We start from the raw sequence: 22,580 nt of genomic DNA on the forward strand, positions 1-22,580 counted from the left end.
GAGTTATTTTTTTCCTGCAAGTTCAACAATTGCTTCAGCATAAATTGCCGCTGCTTTTACGAGGTTTTCAACGACAACAAACTCATCCGCTCGATGCGCTACATCTGGCTCCCCTGGGAACAACATGCCAAATGCCACGCCTTTTTTCATCACACGTGCATACGTCCCACCACCAGTTGATAATAAAGGTGTTTCTGTATCTCCCGTTTGACGTCTATATATAGCTGCTAATGTCTGGATGAATGGATCATCTTCGCTGACATAATGTGGCTTGGAGTCGTCTTGTATGTCTAGAGAAAACCCTTTTTCTACCGTTAAGCGTTGTGCTGCTGTTATTTTTTCATCGAACGGATAGGAAACTGAATAGCGCATACTAATTACTAAACTGCCACCTTTATGGACATCATAGCTTACGATCCCTGGATTTAATGTTGTTGGTCCTGACATTGTATCCTCAAACTGCAGATCGAGCTGACTACCATAATGATCCTGATAAAAAACATCTGCAATAAAGTCGACAAATTGTTTACTTGCTTCTGTCGTCAACTCTTGTTGTAAAAATGCTGCAAGATAAACAGCTGCATTGATACCTTTATCTGGTTCCATTGCATGGGCTGCTTTACCTTTGATAGTTATTATATAGCGAGACTCCTCCATTAATAAAGAGCCTTCTAGCTGATTTTTGCTTAAAAATGTTTGAAAATTCTGTTCGAATGATGCTGTTACATGCTGAATCATTGCTTTTGCAAAATCAGGTACCATATTTGAGCGCTTTCCTGCATTAAATAGTAGTAGTTGTTCTTTCGTTGCATCACCCACTTTATTTTGAGAGAACACAAGCTCTGCAATGCCTTTTTCTGCATTGATGAGCGGGAAATCTGCATCTGGTGCAAAACCAATTGTCGGCATTTCCTCCTGTTTAAAATAGTGGTCGACACAGCGGAATCCTGTTTCTTCGTCTGTACCAATAATCATTCGTACTCTTTTTTCTAACGGAATACCTGCATCTTTCACAAGTTTCATGGCCATCCATGCCGCAATCGTAGGCCCTTTATCGTCAATCGCACCACGTGCAAATAATTTACCATCAGCTACTGTGCCGCTGAAAGGAGGGTAAGTCCAATCTGCTTCTTCTCCAATTGGGACAACATCAACATGACATAAAATACCAAGTAAATCTTCACCAGTTCCCATTTCAATATGTCCAGCATAATTATTAACATTTTTCGTGAGCAGGCCTTCTTTTTGACCCTTTGCTAGTAACCATTCAAGCGCTTGAAGTGGACCATCTCCAAAAGGTACTTCAGTAGTTATTGTATCCTCATCGAGCACACTATTTATTTGCACAAGCTCCTGTAACTCTTGTATTAATTCGTCTTGCCTTTCTTTTGCAGCTTGTAACCAATCCATACCATGTACCTCCTTCAAAGTATTAACATTATTCTACACCTTACAACATATATGACAATCAGCTTTCTGACAACTATTTTCAGTAACTTCTACTGTCACTACCATATATAGCACGTTTTTCACGTATTCCCACAAAATACAGTATAAATTTTATATATTAATTGTAAATTTCTCTTGCATTCACTAGAAAATTAAGTAGTTTTTCTATATAATAAAGTTATCAGAATAATTGTTCTGACTATAAAATTAGAAAAGGGGATGTCTAAGGCAGCTACTTATTAGCCTAAGTGCACTCCGCACATATTGTCGTCCGCTAGTCTTTGCCAAGAGAATTAAGATGAAGGAGTGGTTCATTTAATGAAACCAACTACTGATCGAATGCTTAATCGTATTAAAGACGTGTACATGTTTATTTTAGACAAAGGAACCGTGTCTACACAGGATTTAGTCGAAGAGTTTAGTATCACTCCTCGCACCGTTCAAAGAGATTTGAACGTGTTAGCCTTTAACGATTTGGTGACGAGTCCAAGTCGAGGCAGATGGACAACGACGAAGAAAAAAGTAAAATTAACGTCTTAGTTTTACGTTTTGTACGTAAAGCATTATGTATGGAAAAAGAATGACCTTTCGTCGGGGTCATTCTTTTTTGTCGTAAGAAGATTATTAGATTTTTTGCCCACTTTGCTTACTGACTTCTCCGTAAATTGATGATTTATAAAGTGATTATTTACATCGCTCCTTTACCCTTCAATCTGAGCTACACATTTTAGCATAGTAGCATAAATCTGCGCGCCATTAGCTGCTCTGTTCTCTTTCAAGATTATTTTAACTATTTACAGTTGCTTAACAATCCGTTAAACTCGAAACATTCTAAATGTTGAGAGGAGGATTTTATATGACTTTGTCAAAGTTGTTTCATCCATTAGTTTGGATTATTTTAGGTGGGACAATTTTTACACGTATTGCAAGCTTTATGGCAATGCCTTTTTTAGCTATTTATTTACATAATGAAATTCAAGCCTCTCCCTTACAAATTGGATTGACAATCGGTATCGCGCCGCTCATTTCCACAGTAGGTGGATTTTTCGGGGGGTATTTAACAGATCGCTTTGGTAGAAAAAGCGTTATTCTATTAACAATTATCGTTTGGAGTCTTGTGTTCTTTGGCTTCGCAACGGTTCATGCTGTTTGGCTTTTTATCCTATTCAATGCTTTAAATGGACTTTGTCGATCATTTTTTGAACCTTCCACACAGGCATTGATGATTGATTTTACACCTGCCGATAAACGAAAAAGACTATTTTCCTTACGTTATACGGCCATAAATATTGCAGCGGTTATTGGTCCTATTATTGGCGTGTATATCTCACAGCTATCCAGTCCAAGTATCCCTTTTATGCTGACAGGGATGATGTATATTATTTACGCAGTGTTTTTATTTTTTGTGTTAAATCGCTATCAAATGCAGCAACCCAAAGCTGTTACACAAACAAAAATACTCAGTACATTCACGATTCTTTTGACAAATCGTGTGCTGCTTAGCTTCATATTGGGAGCCATTTTAATCAATATTGGGTACTCGCAATTTGACTCAACGCTACCTCAAATTATCGAATTAAAGATTGATGAAGGTGCGAAACTTTATTCGTTATTAATCTCTCTCAATGCAGCAGTTGTGTTATTACTACAATTACCTATTAGTATAGTATCAGAGCGCTTTTCATCTACAGCAACATTATTAGTAGGTGTACTGTTCTTTGCTATTGGATTATGTATGTTTGGATTCTCCAATAATTATACGCTCTATATCATTGCCATGATTATTTTTACCATAGGTGAAATCTTTGCCTTCCCTACAATGAATGTCATGATTGATGAAATTGCACCAGATACTCAAAAGGCAACCTATTTAGGTGCTGCACAATTTAAAAATTTAGGTGGCTTTATTGGCCCAATAATAGGCGGATGGCTCTTGACTCATTATATGAACGCTATGTTTCCAGTCATCGCTGTTCTTGTTTTATGTAGTTGTATCTTTTATAGAACAAAAATAGCAGCTCAATAATAAACGCCTCATTGCTATCAAAATAGCTAATTATGCTATCGATAGAATGGGGCGTTTTTTTAACTATTATAACCCTCGTCAGCAGCGACCTCTGCATAACTAGAATATTGATCCTTACCAGCATTTTTGGATTGATAAAGCGCTTTATCGGCCCGTTCAAATAAGCTCATTTCTGTATCCTCAGCATGATTATAAATGGCTCCGCCCATGCTCACAGACAACACAGACCATTTCTCGCTCACTTGGCCATCATATCTAACTGATCTTATTTGAGTCAAGATGTCCTCTGCCATGTGCTGCATCTGTTCCTCTGTTGTATCGTATAAAACAATGGCAAATTCATCCCCACCGAAGCGTACGACAAAGCCACTTTGTTTCACAACATGCTTTAAAATTTTCGCTGTTTCAATGAGGATATGATCTCCTTCTACATGACCAAATTGATCGTTTACTTGTTTAAAGTTATCTAAATCAATTAACAATAAACCTGGCACATTCATTTTTCTTTTTCTTAATAAATTATCAATTTTTCTAATATATGTAGCACGGTTATAAACACCTGTTAACGGATCGAAGGTAGCTAGGTGTATTGTTTTAGATAAAATTTTATTAATAACTAACAGCATAATAAAGGATGTTAGTAGGGCGATAGACAGTAAAAACCAAAATTGTTTCGTATTTTTTTGAAGAGCTTCCATTTTAGTGAAATTAATAAATTTCACATAGACAATTCTTTTGGATGACTCCCCTCTCACTGTCTCTGCTTCATAGGGCAGAAAACGATGTGTTTCTATATAACCATTGTCTAAAGCCTTTTCATACTCAACTGGCTCCATTGTTTTCTTTGCTAGCTCGAAGTATTCTTGAAATTTCTTAGATTGCTCCTGTACAGTGATTTTCTTCGATCTCGAATCATTAAAGAAAACGCCACCTGCATTAATAGCTTGCACATCCACTAAATCAATATATTTACCAATTAAGTACTGTGCAGTTTTCTCAAAATTAAAGGTTTGGAAGACAGGATCATTTAGTAGGTCTATACCTAACTCAAGCAAATATTTCTTATCATGTGTTGCCAGATAGCCAAATTTTCGATATTCTCCTGTTGATGTTGAAATATCAATGCCATCTGTAAAAAATTCGCCACTAGCGCGCCGTTCATCCAATAAAGCAGAAAAACGTTGACAACAAAGCGAGAAATCCAAGCCAATATCTTTGGCAAAAGTCGTGTAAACCACTGTATTGGATTGATCTACTATGTAAATATCCATACCATGTTTCTTTTTCATTTGCTGCAAATCCCAAGTAGCTACATTAGGGTTTTCATGGTAATAGTTTTTTAACTGTCTAAGCTCCTGTTCCATTTTGTCTGAAATAGTATTATCAAAATAAAAATGGGCATTATCAACAGTTTGCATATCTGTCAAAATATGATTTTCAATTAATATTTTATTCATGCTCACTTGTTTTTCTATCTCTGTTACCAGTATTTGTCGGTTCACATATGAAATAACAGCAACAAGTATGAGTGCAAATGCTATTAAAGATAGTAATAATTTAATACGCAGGTTCTTCATTTCATTGTCCTCTACTTATTTATACCATCGTCTTTTGGGAAACATTTCAAAATATGATACATTCTATGACTATATCACAATAACTCATTTCATATTATACAGTTACAGTCATATTACTGTATATAAAAATCCCCGATGCTATGTGAGGCATCGAGGAATAATATGTTTAATGATTGTTTTGTAAACCGTTTAGCTCTTCTGTAGTGAGCTCACGATATTCACCTAACGCTAGATTTTCATCTAATATCAGGCTTCCCATAGAAATACGCTTTAAATATGTTACACGTTTTCCTACAGCCTCAAACATTCGCTTTACCTGATGAAACTTGCCTTCTTGAATCGTTAGCTCTATTTCCGATTGCTGTGCAGACTTTAGAATCACAAGCTTTCCAGGCTTTGTAACATAGCCATCATCTAGTTCAACACCATTTGCAAATTTCTCGGCATCTTCTTCTGTCACAACGCCTTCAATCTGTGCGTAATAAACTTTTGGCACATGCTTTTTTGGAGACAATAAATTATGAGCTAATTGACCATCGTTTGTTAATAAGAGCAACCCTTCTGTATCTTTATCTAATCGACCAACAGGAAACGGTTGAAAATGCTGGTGTAATGGCTCTAATAAATCAATTACTGTTTCATCTCTTAAATCCTCAGTGGCAGAAATAACACCAGGCGGTTTATTCATTATAAAATAAACAAATTCTGTATAAACAACGCGCTCTCCAAACACTGAAACAATTTGCTGTTCTGGGTCTACATGTAAAGCTGCATCCTTGACATAAGCACCATCTACTGTGACAGCTTTTTGCTTTAATAACTGCTTCACTTCCTTACGAGAACCGTACCCCATATTTGCTAGTAATTTATCTAAACGCATCGTTCCACTCCTATTTCAATCCCAGTTTACTCATAATACGGGTTAATCGTTCACCTAATAGCTTTTGGGCTAAACCTAGGCGTAATGATAAAAAGCCATAAACAGCCGCACCAACACCCGCACAAATAATTGAGAATAGTAATGCTGAGAATTTACTATCAACTGGTCCCATTAGTAATTCCAATAATTTATGCACCATCAGCACGCTAATGGCCATCGCCATTGTCAATAAAGCAATTAGCATGACACGACGCACAACCATTTCTGATCGATAATTCAACGTTTTTCGTAACACAAGCATATTAATGATAATCGAAACACTATAGCCAATAGCTGTAGCTACTATTGCACCATCTGCCTCTAACCAGCGAATTAAAGGAATATTTAATGCTAGCTTTACGAAAATTCCAGATAATAAGCTGAAAACAATCCACTTTTGAAAATCAATTCCTTGAAGTAGTGCTGCTGTGACTTGAAATAACGCAAATAAAATAGCAACAGGTGCATAATGCGCTAAAATCGTTGCTCCCATTTCGCTTTCTGAATAAAGCATAAAATAAATTTCATTGGCTAATAGAGAAATACCAACCACAGCTGGCAATGTAATAAAGATTAAAATTTGATAGGTCTTATCCATTGCATGGCGGAGCGCTAAATACTCCCCCTGTGTAAAATACTTTGTAATTGTTGGTACAAGCGCCATCGAAAATCCAGTCGCTAGCATAACAGGGATGATAACAACTTTATGTGTCATAAAGTTAATCATCGATAAATAAGTATCTGTTACTTCTGCTAAACCAATGGACGTCATTGCTCCATTAAACGTAAGCATGTCGACTAATTGGAATAACGGATTGGCCACCCCTACAAACACCATTGGGATGGAATAGGTAATCACTTCTTTATAAATATTGGACATTGGTAACTGTGTGGAAGTCACACTTTGGCTACGTAATAAGTTAAATTCAGGCTGATACTTTTTCCAGTAATAATAAAGAACACCTAATCCTCCGATTGCCCCGATAAATGCAGCAAACACAGCAAAGGAGATGGCTGTCTCTGGTTTTCCTTTAAACACAATAACCACTAGGAACGATCCACCAAGTAACACAACAATTCGCACAATTTGTTCCACCAATTGAGAAACGGCAGTAGGCTCCATTTTGTCGTAGCCTTGGAAGAAGCCACGCCATAGACTCATAAATGGTACTACGATTAAGGCAAAACTAACCCATCGTATTACTGAAGCAATTTGTTCGACTGTAAAGACTTGTTCCTCACTCTTAATAACTAACCCTGCTATTGGCGTAGCAAGTAGAAAGAGGGCAATAAATGCTGCAAAGCCAGTCATCATCATAATAAGAATGCCAGATTTCATCAGCTTGCGACCCGATTGATAATCCCCCATAGCATTATATTTGGATACAAATTTAGAGACGGCTATTGGTGCACCTGAAATGGCGATTGCCAGCATAATTGAATAGGGAATATATGCATATTGGTAAAGCGCAATGTTCTTCTCGCCAACAATTGCATAAAACGGAAAAATATAAATTAATCCGAGTACCTTCGATAAAAACATCCCCATTGTTAATATCGCAGTACCTTTCATTAAATTGGACATCATACCCATCCATTCATTGTAAAATCAATATTATTATCGTAACACTTTAATGGCTCTTATAAAACATTTTCCTTACTCATACACGACATGCAAACGCTGTCACCTTGTAAATGATTTAAGTAAACCAATTGTAATCTTACCACATTTATAGGAAATGAGACGCATAAAAACACCAAAAAGTTCATTCATAAAGAAACTTGAAGAAAAAAGGCCTTAAAATAATCGGTGAGGAATTGAACATCCCCACCGATTAAGGTATTTCTTATACCATGTCCACAAAGAACTTTTTATACCATACTAGGAATACATAAACTGTCCAAATATAACGACCACGATTTGCTTTCCCTTCGTAGTGCTCATCTAGATAGCCAACTAATTGTTTTGTATCAAAAAATTCATTTGCAAAGTCAGTTGTAAACATTTCTTTTACCATACTGTAATACTTTTCTTCACGTAACCAGTGACGAATTGGCACTGGGAATCCAAGTTTCGGACGCTTTGCCCATTCTTCTGGCAATTCCTGATGTGCAGCTTGACGTAAAACATATTTTGTATCGATATCATTCACACGGTATCTTGAAGGAATATTTTTCGCTAACTCCATTACTTCCTTATCTAAAAATGGTACACGTAATTCAATCGAGTGTGCCATACTCATTTTATCTGCCTTCAATAAAATATCACCAGGCATCCAAAGATTTAGATCTAGATACTGCATTTTTGTCACATCATCATCGCCAGGCACTTCATCATAAATACGTTTTGTAATCGATTTTACAGATGGGGCATTTTTATAAGCTGGCTTTAAAACATTAATAGCATCTACTTCATCCCACACTACCGCTTCTCCAATAAAGCGCTCTTCTACTGTTTGAGCACCTTTAATAAGGAAATTCGTGTATTGATTTTTCGGTAGAGCTTCTGCCATCCCACGTAATGTTTTACGAAGACCTAATGGTAATTTTTCGTATTTTTGCATTCTTCCTGAGTTTTGATACCAAGCATACCCACCAAAAATTTCATCAGCACCTTCACCTGATAGGACAACCGTTACATCCTTTGAAGCAAGCTCCGAAAGGAAGTAAAGTGGCACTGAAGATGGATTGGATTGTGGTTCATCCATATGCCATTGAATTTTAGGTAGCGCTTCAAAGCACTCATCTGCTGTAATGTATCTACGTTCATTTTGAATATTCAACGTATCCGATAAATCTTTTGCAAGATTTGTCTCATTGAACATATCTTCATAGTCCGCAAACCCGACTGAGAAGGATTTATCTGGGCGTAATAAGGACGTAATATAACTAGAGTCAATACCACCCGATAAGAATGAACCAACTTTTACATCACTGATTTGATGAGCCTCTACAGATTCTTTAACAGTTGAACGAATTTCTTCAATATATTTTTCGATTGGTGCTTCTTTTGCATGGAATTTTTTATCCCAATATTGCACGATTTGCTTTTGTCCATTTTGAATTAGCATATAGTGTGCTGGTGGTAATTTAAAGACACCTTTAAAGAATGTTTCATCCATAGATGAATACTGGAATGTTAAATAAGGGCGAAGTGCCTGTTTATTTAACTCTTTAATAAATGATGGGTGTGGTAAAAACGATTTAATCTCAGAACCAAAGATAAACGTACCGTCAGTTGTATGCTCAGAGTAATACAATGGTTTGATTCCAAAGCCATCGCGCGCAATGAATTGTAAATCATTCTTTTTATCCCAAATACAGAAGGCAAACATCCCACGCAGTTTCTTCACAAAATCTACGCCATATTCTACATAGCCATAAATAATGACTTCACTATCTGACTGCGTTTTAAACGTATGACCTTTTTCAATAAGATCTGCACGCAGCTCTTGGAAGTTAAATATTTCTCCATTAAATACAAGCACAATATTGCCATCTGCACTATATAATGGTTGATTTGCTACGTCTGATAAGTCAATAATACTTAATCGACGGAAACCCAACGTCACTTTATCGTCACTATGAATACCACCGCTATCTGGTCCACGGTGAATAATTGTATTCATCATATTTTCTATCGTCTGATGATGATCAATCACATTTGTTCCATTAATATAACCTATAAATCCGCACATTCTATTTTTCACCTCATAATTTAGTGCATAACCTTTACCATAATAGCACGAAAAGACATTCATTTCATGCTGACAATGCTAATAAAGGAAAACTTTCATTCATCCAATTGTATAACAAAGAATATTGTGTTTCATTCTACTGTATAAGCTCTTCATCCCAAAAGAAGAGATAAAGAATTATAAAACACTTTTCTATTATTTTCAATGTCAAAGAAAGCCCCTCTCTATATAGACTTCATGTATAATAGGAAAGATTCCTAATTTGAACAGAAAGTGAGTTTCTAACTATGTATGATGTAATCGTGATTGGTGGTGGCCCATCTGGATTAATGGCGGCGATTGCTGCTGGAGAGCGCAAAAAGAAGGTGTTATTGTTAGAAAAAGGCACAAAACTAGGCAAGAAATTGGCCATTTCTGGCGGAGGACGCTGTAATGTTACAAATCGTTTGCCTGTTGAAGAAATTGTGAAACATATACCCGGTAATGGTCGTTTTCTCTATAGTCCATTTACCGTTTATAATAATGAAGATATAATTGCATTTTTTGAAGGACTTGGTGTCGCCCTAAAGGAAGAGGACCACGGTAGAATGTTCCCTGTATCCAATCGCGCACAAGATGTCGTTGATGCGCTGATTAGACAGCTACAACGTCTTCATATTGAAGTACGTTTACACACAGCTGTCAGTAAGCTTCTAATGGATGAAGATAAAATTTTGGGTGTACGTCTTGCTGATGGCACAGAAGTCCGTAGTCAAGCAGTCGTTGTAGCCGTTGGGGGCAAGGCGGTTCCACAAACAGGCTCAACAGGTGATGGCTATCCTTGGGCTGAACGTGCGGGTCATACAATCACTACCTTATTCCCAACAGAAGTCCCTGTTATTTCAAAAGAAGATTTTATTCAAGCACGTGAGCTACAAGGACTAGCATTGCGTGATGTTGCTGTCTCCGTGCTAAATAAAAAAGGCAAGACACTCGTCACCCATCAAATGGATATGCTCTTTACCCATTTTGGTTTAAGTGGTCCTGCTATTTTGCGTTGTAGTCAATTCGTTGTGAAAGAATTAATGAAAACAGGCTATGAGCCCGTGACAATGCGTATTCAAACACTGGTACATTATAATGAAGAAACATGTCTACAATATTTAAATAAATTAATAAAAGAAGATCCGAAAAAGGCTGTGAAAAATGTTTGGAAAGGCATAGCACCTGAACGATGGCTCTTGTTCTTATGTGAGCGAGCACATATTGATGTTCAATTGACGGGCGCTGAATTATCCCAAGAGAAAATTCGTCAGCTAGCACGTTTACTAGTAAACTTCACCTTAACAGTGAGTGGCACACAGTCACTCGATAAGGCGTTTGTAACAGGTGGCGGTGTCTCTGTAAAAGAAATCGAGCCAAAAACAATGGCCTCAAAGAAAAAAGAAGGACTGTTCTTTTGTGGAGAAATTCTTGATATTCATGGCTATACAGGCGGCTATAACATCACTTCAGCCCTCGTAACGGGACGTATTGCAGGAATGCATGCGGCATTATAATAGAAGAAAAAGCGTGTCCGTAGAAAACGGACGCGCTTTTTTAGCTTTCACTAGACATATAAACTTCTTCAAATGGTTGGATAATAACAAAGCCCTCACCAGAAAACGCCATCTGGATGGATTCTCCACTGCCTCGGCCGATAAATGTACGGAAGCTAATATCTGTTTTAAATTCAGGTGTTAAGTTGCCTGACCATGCGACAGTTGTTTATTAGGACAAAAAGATAAATATAAATCAGTATGCTACTACTAATTTCTTGTTTTGCTCAACCACTCTAAACTCATTCAAAATATCCTCAAGTACTGTATCAGCTTCTAAAGTTGTTGAAACAAAACTGTTCAACTCATTGATAATATCATTGAAGTTAGGCACATCAAAAAAGAATGTGTACTTGTAACCATCTATTCTTATTTCACTTATCATTCTCAACTTATCTTCCTCTGTTATTGATTCCGATAGACTTAAGATTTCTGCTTCACGCTCTCCTACAGTTTGAACAAGTCTATCCAAATTAGAGAGCTTAAGAGAGTTAATTTTCTGCTGTAGCTCGTGGTTCTGTTCCATCAATTCGTTGATTTCAGATTCCACCATCTCAATTACACTGTCTATCTTTAGCTTTGTAAGAACTTGTGACTTTTCAGCAATCAAAACCATATTGTCACTAATCTTAGTTTGATAGTCACTTGCAATCTTTGCATGTTCACGTTTCACTTGTTCAATCGTCTTTATGATTGAAGCACCCATTCCCTTGTCACCGAAAAGTAATTTTGGCTCTATCATAGAGATTGCTTTTTTTAATGTATTAAATGGTACATGCCTACTGTTATCACATGCGTTGGCTCTATTACGTGTCAGACAGTAATAATAGTAGAACTCAACTACCTCACCGTTCTGATGTTTATACCTTCTTACAGCTCGTGTATAAGCACCACCACATCTCGCACACTTGATTTTTTTAGAAAATATATCCTTTTTCTTAGCAACGTTTTGTCCTCGTTTAGTACCATTTTTGTTAGAACTTCTATCCGCTAAGATTAATTGAACTTTTTCAAATTCCTCTTTGGATATAATAGGCTCTTTTAGAATATCAACCATTTTCGTTTGTTGTTCAACAGGCACAGGACTAGGATTTTCAGTTAAAGCCTTGACCTCTGTTTTGCCACTCATAGCTGTTCCATAGTACAATGTGTTTTTCAGCATAGTGTTTACCTGTGAATAGCCCCACTTAGTGCCTGTAGTTGTTGGATAACCTTTTTCATTTAAAATGTTAGCAATTCTTCTACAGCCCATTGTTTTTGCTAACTCAAAAACTTCATTAACAACCTTCTTTTTATCTTCATCGACACATAGCTTACCTGTTTCATCTTTATATAGTCCATAAGGAAACATGCCTGTTGGGTATTCATTTTCTTCTTTAATGAACTTAAAAGCATTTTTTATGCGCCTTGAAGTAGCTCTCGATTCATTTTCACCGTTTAAAAACCATTGATTGATTTGATTATCGTTATCGGCAACATCTGTACTTAAATCTAGTCCTTCAAAGAAAATATGTACTCCAATTTTTCTTAACCGCTTTACTAAAGTCATTCCTTCTGACGCATTACGAGCAAAGCGACTTGTATCTTTACAGACTATCAAATCAAATAAAGGTTTACGTGTTTTTGATATTGTATAATCGTAGTCTTTACTACCATCGAGCTTTTTAGCGTCAATCCCTGCGTCTTTAAGCATTTTTAAAAACTCTTTTCTTGTAGCGTTTGTTCCACTTCCCTTATCTGCATATGTGTCAATATAATTATATCCTTGTTGCTTACAAAAAGATTTATAGTATCTCTTTTGACCTTCATAGGATTTATCTTGTCCTTCTTTTTTGGTACTTACACGTGTATATGCTACAGCACGAATATCTTGTTTATTCTGTGTCATATCGTTTCGCTCCTTCTCTCGTGGTGTGTAGATGTAGCAGGTCATGCCTACTTTCAATTGCTAATAGCTCAAATATCGGAAACTAGGGGGCTACCTACCGCCCTTTGTAAATATTTTCTAAATCCTTGTCAGATGCCCTTCTGAGACGTTCTGACGCTCACACAACTTTATGTATCGCCCCAACCTGTGACGTGGCTCTGTGAAGCTCCTACGAGGTCACTTTACGGCTCTGACAAGCTCACTGACCTGCAATATCAATACTAAGTAAAAGAGAGATTTTACAGGTCAATTTAAAGTTATTGAATAGATGATAAACCCTTATAAATCAATGCTTTTAGAACAATAGAGCCATTAGAAGAATGAAATGCTCTTAATGCTATTTTCTATTGATTCTTCTGTGATTCCGATATAGCGTAGCGTTGTTTTCTGCGAGCTGTGATTAAAGATTTCCATGAGTGTGGCTACGTCTTTTGTAGCTTGGTAGTATGTGTAACCAAATGTTTTACGCATTGTGTGAGTACCAATGTCATTCCTACTAATCATTTCACCTGCTTTTGTGATGATGCGATAAGCTTGTGTAGTTGAAATATGACCGTCACCTTTACGGCTTGGGAATAGGTACACTGTGCCTTGTGGTAGCGTTTCAATGTATTCTGCAATATCAGCCATAAGATTGTTAAGGTACACTGTACGCTCTTTCTTAGTTTTACCCTCACGAATTTTAAAATTAGATTTCCCTTTAACCTGTTCCACAGTAAGTGCCACTAGGTCACCACATCTAAGACCTGTTGAAATGCCGAGCTTGAATAGAAGTTGATTGCGTAGACCAAATTCTTTTGTCATGCCTAAAGCTTCAATTAAGTTATTAATATCTTTCTTATCTTTCAATGGTTGTACATCAATTAATGTACCTTCTTTTGGATTCTTATTTGCCATGTTTATGACCTCTTTCTTATGTATCCTTTTATTATTATTTTTATAATACCATACATTCAATTAAAGGTCAATATAAGAACAGCTATATACCAACATTTCATATGTATCCTTTTAAACAAAAGCATACATTCAAATTCCAATCCATTCTCGTTAGAACGTATGTTCCATTTGAATAAACAGCTATATAGAATCATCTGCTTTTAATCAATGAACCAATTTGACCTGTGTATCGCTGCTCTTTCATCTATTTATCCATTGGTGCAATTGATACAGGTTTATGATGCGATTCATCAAGCATTAGTGATTGATTAGATTAGTAGCGGTTTAGACAAGCTCGTATCGTTGCAACAACAAGGTTGTGTTTTTGTAGCACTTTTATTTGACTACCAAGAACAAATGTTCTAAACTTTGTATTGTAAATTTATATAGAAAGCGTGGAACTAATTTATGAATAGAAAAATAAAACTAGATGAACCAATTATTCCAACAGTAATAGATAAGATAAACTTTCAAGATATTTTTTATGAAGAAGAGCCATATTTATCAAACGGATTAATCGAAAATACATTGATTGAAAACGAGAGAATAGATTTACTAACTTTATCAAAAATACATCTTAAAAATGTTACTTTTATAGATAGCACTTTTTATCAAATAGATATGACAGACGTTATTTTCGAAAACTGTGATTTATCCAATCTCGACCTAAGCAATGCTAGGTTAAATAGAGTTCGATTTGAACGGTGTAAGCTTTTAGGAAGTAATTTCACTAAGGCAAATATTAGTAATTCCATTTTTAATGAGTGTATAGCAAATTTAACTAACTTTGCAGAAGCTCGATTTAAACAAGTCATTTTCGATGAAGCTTCTCTCCGAAATGCATATTTTTATGATTGTGTTTTGAATAAAGTTGGTTTTGAAAACTGTGATATAAATGATATTGATTTCACAGACACTTCTCTTAAAGGAATTGATTTAAGTACAAGTTCGTTTCAACACATAACTTTAGATTTAGAATCTTTAAGGGGTTGTACAGTATCTACTGAACAAGCAATCGGCTTTGCAAGTTTATTAGGGTTAAAAATAGTTTAAGTGGGCAACTATTGACTATTCTTTAGCCGAAACAATACTCATCACAATCAATCTAAGGGCTTGTGAGTAACATTCACCCAAGTCCTTTTGTTATGCATCATAACAATCACAAGTACGCTTCTTAGAATCGCTCTGTGAGCTTAATCCACGTGACCAATCATCCACTTGAACGAATCTCGATGCTTTACAATGCTGTTCTGCGGTGCTTCAAAAAGAAAAAGCACAACAATTAATGTTGTGCTTTTAAAAAATCATACATAAAGTCCTGTACGTCAATATAAGCTTGCTCAATATCGTCCCTGCTCTCTTTGAAATGCTTACGGAATGTTTTCCACTGTGCATCAGTAAGATGTGGTTTGATAGTGTTCTCACAATCCGCCCCTTTTGCTTGTTTAATAAGGTCAATGTATTCCTTCTGACCTCGATTTGTTTTAACCTGCTTATCATGGAAATACGAATAAGTCAGGCATGGAATAAACATTTCCTTCTGCAAGCGTGCTATGATTTCGTCATGATTTAAGTCATAAAGCTTCATACCATCTGATTCTTTGAAGAACAATTTGACCTCAAAACGATTAATGAAGTTGTCCTCTAACATTTCATCTTTTGCTTTGCGGTCATAATGAGAATCACAAGCTTTTTTATTTGGATTGCCCATTGAACCTGCCCATGATGATGTTTCAAAATTGGTTTGTTTCTTGTTGCCATGAGTACGCAAATAAGCACTTGTATTGAATGGTGTTACATAGTCAGTAGCTACATCTAAGCGAACTATGAACCACTTTGGATTGTTTAGAATATCAAGAATCACAGGACTGTTCCCAATTAGATTAGTTGTGAACTTTGAATGAAGTTGAATCTCTGTATTTACGCCATCTTCAAAAGGCAATAACTTGATATAAACACCATATGGCTCTCTTAAGTCAACGATATGGTAAACCAATGTATAGCCATTGGGCAATGATTCATGTTGGTCATAAGAGATAAATTGTGAAGTCAAATCCTCAATTTCTTCTTTTGTGAACCTTGCCTTTAGAATCAGCTTATCAATGCCTATGTTACGCTTATATCCAATGATTTTGTTATCTGAATCAACCTTGAAATAAGGTTTATGTCGGTTAGGAATCTTTGAAATATCCTTACCAATTGCTGAATTTGTGTTTGTCTTAGTTGTCATATGATTCACTCTTTCTATCAACATTGAAACTAATCAATATCAACTATAAATTACGATTAAAATTAGAATTAGAATTGAAGAAAGTAACCTTTTGCTAACCTTATTATAGGGGCGACTTCTTCAATCAAAAAAATAGGAGCATTAAGCCCCTATTCCTTTTCTGCATCTTTTTTGGAAGCTCGAACAGCATCAATTTTGTGCTGTTTAATGCCCTCTGCATCAACCATTTTCGTAATGCTCTCATAGCTATTGATTGTCAGATTGTCAGTGTCAATAATCAGCAAGGGGACTGCGTGTTCTTGCTTGTGCTCTCCCCATGGTAAAGCTCCAATATTGCCAAACTCATAGTGACCATCGGGGTCTAATCTATGCAAAGTCGGTCTATCGTCTTCAAGACCTGTTTTATCAAAGATTGCCTGCTGTTTAAACCATCCTTGCCAAAAAGCAATGTCACCGTTTATGACTTCAATCAAAGCTAAACTTGGCTTTTTGTTGAAGTTAAATTTGATGCCCTTTTTGATATAGTAAGGGTCTTTTTTTGTGCGGTCTTTGGCTTGAATAAACGATTGGTAAAGCGTCCTGCCTGCTTCTACCAAACTCAGGTCAATGCCATGTTTAGCGAATAGTCTGCTCACTGTGCGAGCTTGCTCTTTCTGTTTGCTTCTTGCTGTTTCTTCTTGTTGCTGTTTCATTAGTTATCAGTTCCTTTAGATAGAATATTTGTGTGTGTTTACCTATCTTCCAAAACCTCAAATCTATTCTTAGGGTAAAATACCCCTTACTATATATTTTATGTTAATTTTCAACTTTTGCAAAGGATTTTCCAAAAATAAATTTTTGCAGAATAGCATCATTGATTAATATAAGCTTAATAATTACGCTTTTAGAAAATGAAAAAAACTTTCCTTACTTGTGAATTTTGATAGATTGTTGAATCTTACTGAAAACAAAAAACACGCTAAACCCTTATAGGTAGCGTGTTCTAACATTTTATCTTTTTGTCGTTCAAATCAGTAGCATGCGGATCAGTATATACTGTTTCACCTGGCTTCACTAATAATGTCAGTGGTTCAAAATGAGTTGTAATCGCAACCTTCCCTGTTCCTTGAAGGGTTACATTAAATAAACCACCTGACATGATGCCAGCCATTTTACGCATCAAACGTATATCCCATTCGATGCTAGGCTCAAAGGCAAGTAAATCATTACCATTGACACAAATACTGTCGTTTTTCAAATCAAAAACAGTTACTTTCTTTCCTTGGTCCGCTAAATAGAGTCTACCCTTTCCGCTAGCTTTCATCAATTGCGTACCTTCACCCGTTAAAGCCTTTTTAAACATTTTGCCAAGACCATGCTCCAAGACGCGCTCACGTTCAAATTTAATATCACCTGTATAGGAAATCATAGCGCCCATTTTTGACCACACTTCACCGTTTAGATTAACCTCTAATACGCGTTCAGTTTCCAATTCAAAATAATCATTCTCATTATCGTCCTGCTGTGTTTTATGAACAAATTCATCTAAAGAAAATTTCCCCATGATTGATCCCTCCCTAATTACTTTATATACGTTGATCTTTGAGAAAAGATTCAATTTTTAACGGTTTGTTCCTCATTGTGCATTTCGTTACAAAATTTCTCTTTTAATAACGAAATCACTTTATTTCCAGTAATGTTATTGACATCAGACATGTGCTGTTATACATTAAACAAAGAAATTACAATTGTTATATAACAAGCGCTTCAAAAAAATAACTATATAAGTGCCATCCACGAAATGACACCTATATAGTAATTTGAAAGTTCATATTATTGTGTAGCAGATACATCTCCAACATTTTGCGCTGCTTTTAAAGCTGTTTGCTTACGTACATCTGCACGTAACGTTAAGGAAATAATCAACGAAGCTGCGATTAAACCTGCGAATACATAGAATACAGGAATATAGCTTCCATACGCATTTTTGATTGCACTTACTAACAACGGTCCAAATACTCCACCCAATGACCACGTTGTTAATAAATAACCATGAATCACACCAAGTTGCTTTGTGCCAAATAAATCACTTGCAAATGCAGGTAGATTTGAGAACCCACCACCATAGCAACTAACAACTAAGAAGATAAGTGCTTGGAAAATAATTACGTTAGTTGTATGTGGTAAAACGATAAATGTGATTAGCTGTGCAGTAAAGAAAATAACGAAAACGTTAGAACGACCGATATAATCAGACACAGCGGCCCAGATTAAACGACCACCACCATTAAATAACCCCATAATTCCTACCATTGCGGCAGCACCTGCTACTGATAGACCAACAATTTCCTGTGCCATTGGTGAAGCAACAGAAATCATCATAATCCCTGCTGTTACATTAACTAAATGCATTGACCAAAGCATCCAGAAGTGCTTTGTTTTAACAGCTTCTCGTGCTGACATAACAGCTAAATCTTTCTTCACTACGTCCTTACCATTATTGGCAGCTGCTTTCATATTAGCAGGCATATAACCTGGCTTAGGTGGTGCTATATATGAAGCCCCTAAAATCATTAACGTGAAGTAACTTGCCCCTAGAATAAAGTATGTTGTAGAAATGCCAACTGCCTCCATTAAGTTGGCTGCGACTGGTGCTGTAATCAGTGCACCCGATCCAAAACCAAGTACGGCCATACCTGTTGCTAGACCACGACGGTCTGGGAACCATTTTACAAGTGTTGATACAGGTGCAATATAGCCAATCCCCATTCCTAATCCACTAAGAACACCATATGTTAACCAATACATAACAACAGAATCCATTGAAATGGCTACACCAGCACCAGCTTGTCCTGCTCCAAATAAGACAGCTGCTACCATCGCCGATTTACGTGGTCCCATTTTTTCTACTAAACTACCAAATAATGCAGCTGAGAAACCAGCTAATCCCATCATAATGGTAAAGGCAATCGTTACCTTTGTTTCACTCCATCCCATTTCTGTGACAATCGGTAGCTTGTATACACTGTATGCATAGGCTCCACCGATTGAAAGGTGAATAGCGATTGCAGATAATGCAATTAACCATCTATTTTTATTCATAAATTCTCATTTCTCCCCTCTTTTGCTACCTGTGAAAATTCTATGAACGTCCATGTAAAACAATTTACCACTTAGAATTATTCAAATGCAAGATGTTTTTCTAAAAAATATTATTTCTCCAAAAAGTTTTTCATTCTTTTCTTAAAAATTAAAATCAAACAAACCTTACAGCCTCTAAGAAAAATGAAGTTTTACAAACTAAAAAATCTACATAAACTAGATTTTATTATTTTTCTACTCTATTTTATCGTTATATATTAATTATTCTTAAATAATTATTTTTGTGTATATTTTCACATGCTGTTTATGAATAAAATCTTAATTAGAAAATTAATTTCTATTATCTATCTAAAGAAAGAACTATTTATTTAGTTTATTACGCTAGAATTTTTAAGAACAGAAGAGAAATTTGAAACTATTTTCTACAAGATTTTTACTTTTATATGTATGAACAAAAAGCTGGTTTCCGTCTTTTATTTCCATATTTTTATTATAATTTAAAAAAATTACAATACAATCAATGTATATTTCAAATTATTTATTGAAAGTGAAAAATTTTTTATTATTCAAATATATATATTAGAGTCCAATTTTCTGGCATATGTATGCCATTACAACAATATAAATCATATTTATCAATCGTTTTGTTATACTACACAATAAAAAAAATACTCTTCAACAAATCTTGTATTACAACAGCTTTGTTATTTATGGTAATTTAGTATAAACTAAGAATTTTTAGTATGTTTTAAGGTAAACATGCTTATTTTGTAGAATTGAGGTGATGAATGTATAAAAGAAAGCTAATAGCTATCGCTCTTTTATATGTCTATGAAAAATATATCTTTACGTCTAAAAATGTTTATTTTTTCATTTATTATTGTCCTTTTTTCTATAGCAACAAGTGGTGCTATCATGCTCCATAACCTTTCGGGTGCATTTGAGAAAGAATTTGGAGCACGAGCCATTGCTATCGCGAGAACCGTTTCACAACTGACAGATGTACAAAATAATGTTGGGAAGCCGAATGGATTTGAAGTTATTCAACCCATTGCGGAGAGAATTCGTTTAACAACTGATGTTGATTATATCGTGATTATTGATATGAAGAAAATCCGCTATTCTCACCCTTCCGAGAGCAAACTTGGCACAGTTTTTGAGGGTGGAGACGAAATAGAAGCTTTTTCACAGCATGAATACATATCAAAAGCTCAGGGAGTGCTTGGCTATTCCATCCGTGCATTCGTTCCTATAATGAATGAAGAAGGTACACAACAAGTTGGTGTTATTACAGTTGGGTTACTCACACCAAAATGGTACAACCTATTAGATGAATATCAATTTGATATATTGATTTCTCTTTTTTGGGGACTAGCTATTGGATTAGGTGGTTCAGTCTGGGTGGCTAATCACTTAAAGCGTCAAACATTTAACTTAGAACCATACGAAATCGCTCGCTTAGTCGAAGAACGATCTGGCATTATACAGGCAATGGATATCGGTATATTAGCAACTGACGAAAGCGGTAATGTATCATTTATTAACCGTCTCGCAAGGCAGTATACTCATTTCTTTGAACAAAGAATTTCCCGCAAAGAATTATTTAATGGGACATGGCTTGCGGAAGACATTTTACAGCAGCATGAAATATATAGACCTTTACTTATACATGACCAGATGTATTTAGTACGCACCTTCCCTATTCGAATTTTAGATCAAAATGCTGGATACCTTATAATGTTAACGGATCGTAAAGAGGCAAATATGTTAGCTGAAGAATTAACAGGGATTAAAATGCTTGTGGATTCCTTACGAGCTCAACAGCATGAATATATGAACCGTTTACATAGTATTGCAGGATTAATTCAACTAGATCGTAATGAGGAAGCTCTGAGTCTTATTATTGATGAAATTACGGATGAAGAGGAAATTATACAAATTTTACATGATAAAATACTTGATTACTCGATTCAAGGTTTACTACTTGGGAAGTACTCGCGAGCAAAAGAACTCGGCGTGGAACTGACCATTGATGATGATTCAAAGCTAGCCGATATTATGAGCGGTTTTTCTAGTGGTGATTTGGTAACTATAATTGGGAATTTGCTTGATAACGCGATGGAAGCATGCTTTGAGTGTACGTATAAAGATGTACGATTAACGTTAATTGGCGATAAGCACTATCTATATATAGAAGTACAGGATAGTGGCTTGGGGATAATAGGTTTACCGCATCGAATTTTCGAATATGGTTTTACTACCAAACAAAAGGAAGGACATGGTATTGGCCTTGCACTTGTTAAACAAATTGTAGAATCTAATAACGGAAATATACAAGTTGAATCAACGGTCAATATCGGTACAAATATTACTATTGAGGTAGGGATGATAGAGGAACAATGAGCATACTTTCAGTTTTTATTGTAGAAGACGATCCAATGGTGCTTGAGATAAATAAAGGTTTTTTAAATAAAATGGTTGGTTTTCAGCTTGTAGGCGAATCGATCACTGGTCGTGATGCTTACGAAAAAATTAAAGTGAAAAAACCAGATTTAATTTTACTAGACATGTTTTTACCAGATATGACTGGTATGGATTTATTTTTAAAACTCCGTTCAGAAAGGATTCCCTCAGATATTATTCTGATAACTGCTGCGCGGGATGCTCCGACTGTTCAAGAGGCTTTACGATTTGGTGCAAGCGATTATCTCATTAAGCCCTTTCGTTTCGAACGTTTTGAAAAAGCTTTACAGCAATATAAAAATAGCTCCAAGTTGTTTTCTAATTGCACGGCCTTAAATCAAGAGGATATTGATAATTGGCTAGGTATACAACAAGGGTCAAATGAATTACCTAAAGGCTTAAACAATTTAACGATGAAACAAATATTAGATTATTTAACAACATATCGAGTAGCTATAACCTCCGAGCAGCTGGCCCAAAATGTTGGAATGGCAAGGGTCACAGTTCGAAAATACCTAGATTTTTTAGCAACTAAAGGAACCGTTAGCATTGAACTACAATATGGAACAGTTGGACGACCAACGAAATATTATTCTATAAAATAGTTGAGCACAAATAGTTATTAAAATAAAAACTCATATAGAATCTGCTATTTTTCTTATTATGCATAGCTTTATGATGCTTTACTATGCACATT

The 22,580-nt window shown here is 35.8% G+C and carries 16 protein-coding genes and 2 pseudogenes; 6 read left to right on the plus strand and 12 right to left on the minus strand.

The window, feature by feature from the left end; translation table 11 throughout:
* Positions 1 to 3: 3 nt before the first annotated feature.
* Complete coding sequence (gene pepV, locus NP781_RS16265) at positions 4 to 1,410, minus strand: dipeptidase PepV (RefSeq protein ID WP_004226076.1); 1,407 nt, start codon at positions 1,408 to 1,410, stop codon at positions 4 to 6.
* A gap of 357 nt (positions 1,411 to 1,767) precedes the next feature.
* Between pepV and NP781_RS16270 the strand changes: the two genes are divergently transcribed.
* Together NP781_RS16270 and NP781_RS16275 are read left to right on the plus strand one after the other, a co-directional pair.
* Positions 1,768 to 1,989, plus strand: coding sequence for a DeoR family transcriptional regulator (locus NP781_RS16270; protein WP_004226074.1), 222 nt, complete (start codon positions 1,768 to 1,770; stop codon positions 1,987 to 1,989).
* 316 nt (positions 1,990 to 2,305) lie between these two features.
* Positions 2,306 to 3,475, plus strand: coding sequence for an MDR family MFS transporter (locus NP781_RS16275; RefSeq protein WP_221681028.1), 1,170 nt, complete (start codon positions 2,306 to 2,308; stop codon positions 3,473 to 3,475).
* 59 nt (positions 3,476 to 3,534) lie between these two features.
* Here NP781_RS16275 and NP781_RS16280 read toward each other — a convergent pair whose 3' ends face one another.
* The 4 genes from NP781_RS16280 to asnB form a co-directional block, all read right to left on the minus strand.
* Positions 3,535 to 5,052: a GGDEF domain-containing protein gene (locus NP781_RS16280; RefSeq protein ID WP_221681029.1), complete on the minus strand. Its 1,518-nt coding sequence runs from the start codon at positions 5,050 to 5,052 to the stop codon at positions 3,535 to 3,537.
* A 166-nt stretch (positions 5,053 to 5,218) separates the two neighbouring features.
* Positions 5,219 to 5,932, minus strand: coding sequence for a pseudouridine synthase (locus NP781_RS16285; protein ID WP_221681030.1), 714 nt, complete (start codon positions 5,930 to 5,932; stop codon positions 5,219 to 5,221).
* 10 nt (positions 5,933 to 5,942) lie between these two features.
* The gene (locus NP781_RS16290; RefSeq protein ID WP_221681031.1) at positions 5,943 to 7,556 is read right to left on the minus strand and encodes a putative polysaccharide biosynthesis protein; all 1,614 of its coding nucleotides are present in this window, start codon (positions 7,554 to 7,556) and stop codon (positions 5,943 to 5,945) included.
* Between the two features lie 262 nt (positions 7,557 to 7,818).
* Complete coding sequence (asnB, locus tag NP781_RS16295; protein WP_131521294.1) at positions 7,819 to 9,669, minus strand: asparagine synthase (glutamine-hydrolyzing); 1,851 nt, start codon at positions 9,667 to 9,669, stop codon at positions 7,819 to 7,821.
* A 287-nt stretch (positions 9,670 to 9,956) separates the two neighbouring features.
* Between asnB and NP781_RS16300 the strand changes: the two genes are divergently transcribed.
* A complete protein-coding gene (locus tag NP781_RS16300; RefSeq protein WP_048393473.1) occupies positions 9,957 to 11,207 on the plus strand; it encodes a BaiN/RdsA family NAD(P)/FAD-dependent oxidoreductase in 1,251 nt (416 codons plus the stop codon).
* A gap of 40 nt (positions 11,208 to 11,247) precedes the next feature.
* On the opposite strand, the pseudogene NP781_RS16305 reads toward NP781_RS16300, so the two are convergent.
* From NP781_RS16305 to NP781_RS16315, 3 genes and pseudogenes are all read right to left on the minus strand, one after another.
* Positions 11,248 to 11,412: pseudogene (locus NP781_RS16305) on the minus strand (AIM24 family protein); the annotation flags it as partial.
* Positions 11,413 to 11,442: 30 nt separating this feature from the next.
* Positions 11,443 to 13,134 carry a recombinase family protein gene (locus tag NP781_RS16310; protein ID WP_257520366.1) on the minus strand — a complete coding sequence of 564 codons (1,692 nt, stop codon included), beginning with the start codon at positions 13,132 to 13,134 and terminating at the stop codon, positions 11,443 to 11,445.
* A gap of 351 nt (positions 13,135 to 13,485) precedes the next feature.
* On the minus strand, positions 13,486 to 14,070 hold the full coding sequence (locus tag NP781_RS16315) for a tyrosine-type recombinase/integrase (protein WP_257520367.1): 585 nt from the start codon (positions 14,068 to 14,070) through the stop codon (positions 13,486 to 13,488).
* Positions 14,071 to 14,517: 447 nt separating this feature from the next.
* Here NP781_RS16315 and NP781_RS16320 point away from each other — a divergent pair, with 447 nt between their 5' ends.
* Positions 14,518 to 15,162: a pentapeptide repeat-containing protein gene (locus NP781_RS16320; RefSeq protein ID WP_257520368.1), complete on the plus strand. Its 645-nt coding sequence runs from the start codon at positions 14,518 to 14,520 to the stop codon at positions 15,160 to 15,162.
* A 229-nt stretch (positions 15,163 to 15,391) separates the two neighbouring features.
* On the opposite strand, the gene NP781_RS16325 is transcribed toward NP781_RS16320, so the two are convergent.
* From NP781_RS16325 to NP781_RS16340, 4 genes and pseudogenes are all read right to left on the minus strand, one after another.
* Positions 15,392 to 16,339, minus strand: coding sequence for a hypothetical protein (locus NP781_RS16325; protein WP_257520369.1), 948 nt, complete (start codon positions 16,337 to 16,339; stop codon positions 15,392 to 15,394).
* A gap of 149 nt (positions 16,340 to 16,488) precedes the next feature.
* Positions 16,489 to 17,031 (minus strand): hypothetical protein, encoded by a 543-nt coding sequence (locus NP781_RS16330; RefSeq protein WP_257520370.1) that lies wholly within the window; start codon positions 17,029 to 17,031, stop codon positions 16,489 to 16,491.
* Between the two features lie 320 nt (positions 17,032 to 17,351).
* Positions 17,352 to 17,882 (minus strand): annotated as a pseudogene (locus tag NP781_RS16335) (AIM24 family protein); the annotation flags it as partial.
* 269 nt (positions 17,883 to 18,151) lie between these two features.
* Complete coding sequence (locus NP781_RS16340) at positions 18,152 to 19,420, minus strand: L-lactate MFS transporter (protein WP_004226054.1); 1,269 nt, start codon at positions 19,418 to 19,420, stop codon at positions 18,152 to 18,154.
* 915 nt (positions 19,421 to 20,335) lie between these two features.
* On the opposite strand from NP781_RS16340, the gene NP781_RS16345 reads away from it, so the two are divergent.
* Entirely contained in the window at positions 20,336 to 21,823 is a 1,488-nt protein-coding gene (locus NP781_RS16345; RefSeq protein WP_221681034.1) for an ATP-binding protein, read from the plus strand.
* Complete coding sequence (locus NP781_RS16350; protein ID WP_257520371.1) at positions 21,820 to 22,488, plus strand: response regulator; 669 nt, start codon at positions 21,820 to 21,822, stop codon at positions 22,486 to 22,488. Before NP781_RS16345 ends, NP781_RS16350 begins: the two co-directional genes overlap by 4 nt.
* Positions 22,489 to 22,580: the final 92 nt, after the last annotated feature.

This window comes from Lysinibacillus sp. FN11 (assembly GCF_024628845.1).
GTDB classification, from domain to species: domain Bacteria; phylum Bacillota; class Bacilli; order Bacillales_A; family Planococcaceae; genus Lysinibacillus; species Lysinibacillus capsici.

Excerpts from the sequence above, each read along its gene's own strand:
- pepV (WP_004226076.1), bottom strand. The coding sequence starts at position 1,410 with ATGGATTGGTTACAAGCTGCAAAAGAAAGGCAAGACGAATTAATACAA.
- asnB (WP_131521294.1), bottom strand. The coding sequence starts at position 9,669 with ATGTGCGGATTTATAGGTTATATTAATGGAACAAATGTGATTGATCAT.
- NP781_RS16350 (WP_257520371.1), top strand. The coding sequence starts at position 21,820 with ATGAGCATACTTTCAGTTTTTATTGTAGAAGACGATCCAATGGTGCTT.
- NP781_RS16345 (WP_221681034.1), top strand. The coding sequence starts at position 20,336 with ATGCTCCATAACCTTTCGGGTGCATTTGAGAAAGAATTTGGAGCACGA.
- NP781_RS16310 (WP_257520366.1), bottom strand. The coding sequence starts at position 13,134 with ATGACACAGAATAAACAAGATATTCGTGCTGTAGCATATACACGTGTA.
- NP781_RS16330 (WP_257520370.1), bottom strand. The coding sequence starts at position 17,031 with ATGAAACAGCAACAAGAAGAAACAGCAAGAAGCAAACAGAAAGAGCAA.
- NP781_RS16300 (WP_048393473.1), top strand. The coding sequence starts at position 9,957 with ATGTATGATGTAATCGTGATTGGTGGTGGCCCATCTGGATTAATGGCG.
- NP781_RS16340 (WP_004226054.1), bottom strand. The coding sequence starts at position 19,420 with ATGAATAAAAATAGATGGTTAATTGCATTATCTGCAATCGCTATTCAC.
- NP781_RS16270 (WP_004226074.1), top strand. The coding sequence starts at position 1,768 with ATGAAACCAACTACTGATCGAATGCTTAATCGTATTAAAGACGTGTAC.
- NP781_RS16275 (WP_221681028.1), top strand. The coding sequence starts at position 2,306 with ATGACTTTGTCAAAGTTGTTTCATCCATTAGTTTGGATTATTTTAGGT.
- NP781_RS16320 (WP_257520368.1), top strand. The coding sequence starts at position 14,518 with ATGAATAGAAAAATAAAACTAGATGAACCAATTATTCCAACAGTAATA.
- NP781_RS16290 (WP_221681031.1), bottom strand. The coding sequence starts at position 7,556 with ATGTCCAATTTAATGAAAGGTACTGCGATATTAACAATGGGGATGTTT.
- NP781_RS16285 (WP_221681030.1), bottom strand. The coding sequence starts at position 5,932 with ATGCGTTTAGATAAATTACTAGCAAATATGGGGTACGGTTCTCGTAAG.
- NP781_RS16315 (WP_257520367.1), bottom strand. The coding sequence starts at position 14,070 with ATGGCAAATAAGAATCCAAAAGAAGGTACATTAATTGATGTACAACCA.
- NP781_RS16280 (WP_221681029.1), bottom strand. The coding sequence starts at position 5,052 with ATGAAGAACCTGCGTATTAAATTATTACTATCTTTAATAGCATTTGCA.
- NP781_RS16325 (WP_257520369.1), bottom strand. The coding sequence starts at position 16,339 with ATGACAACTAAGACAAACACAAATTCAGCAATTGGTAAGGATATTTCA.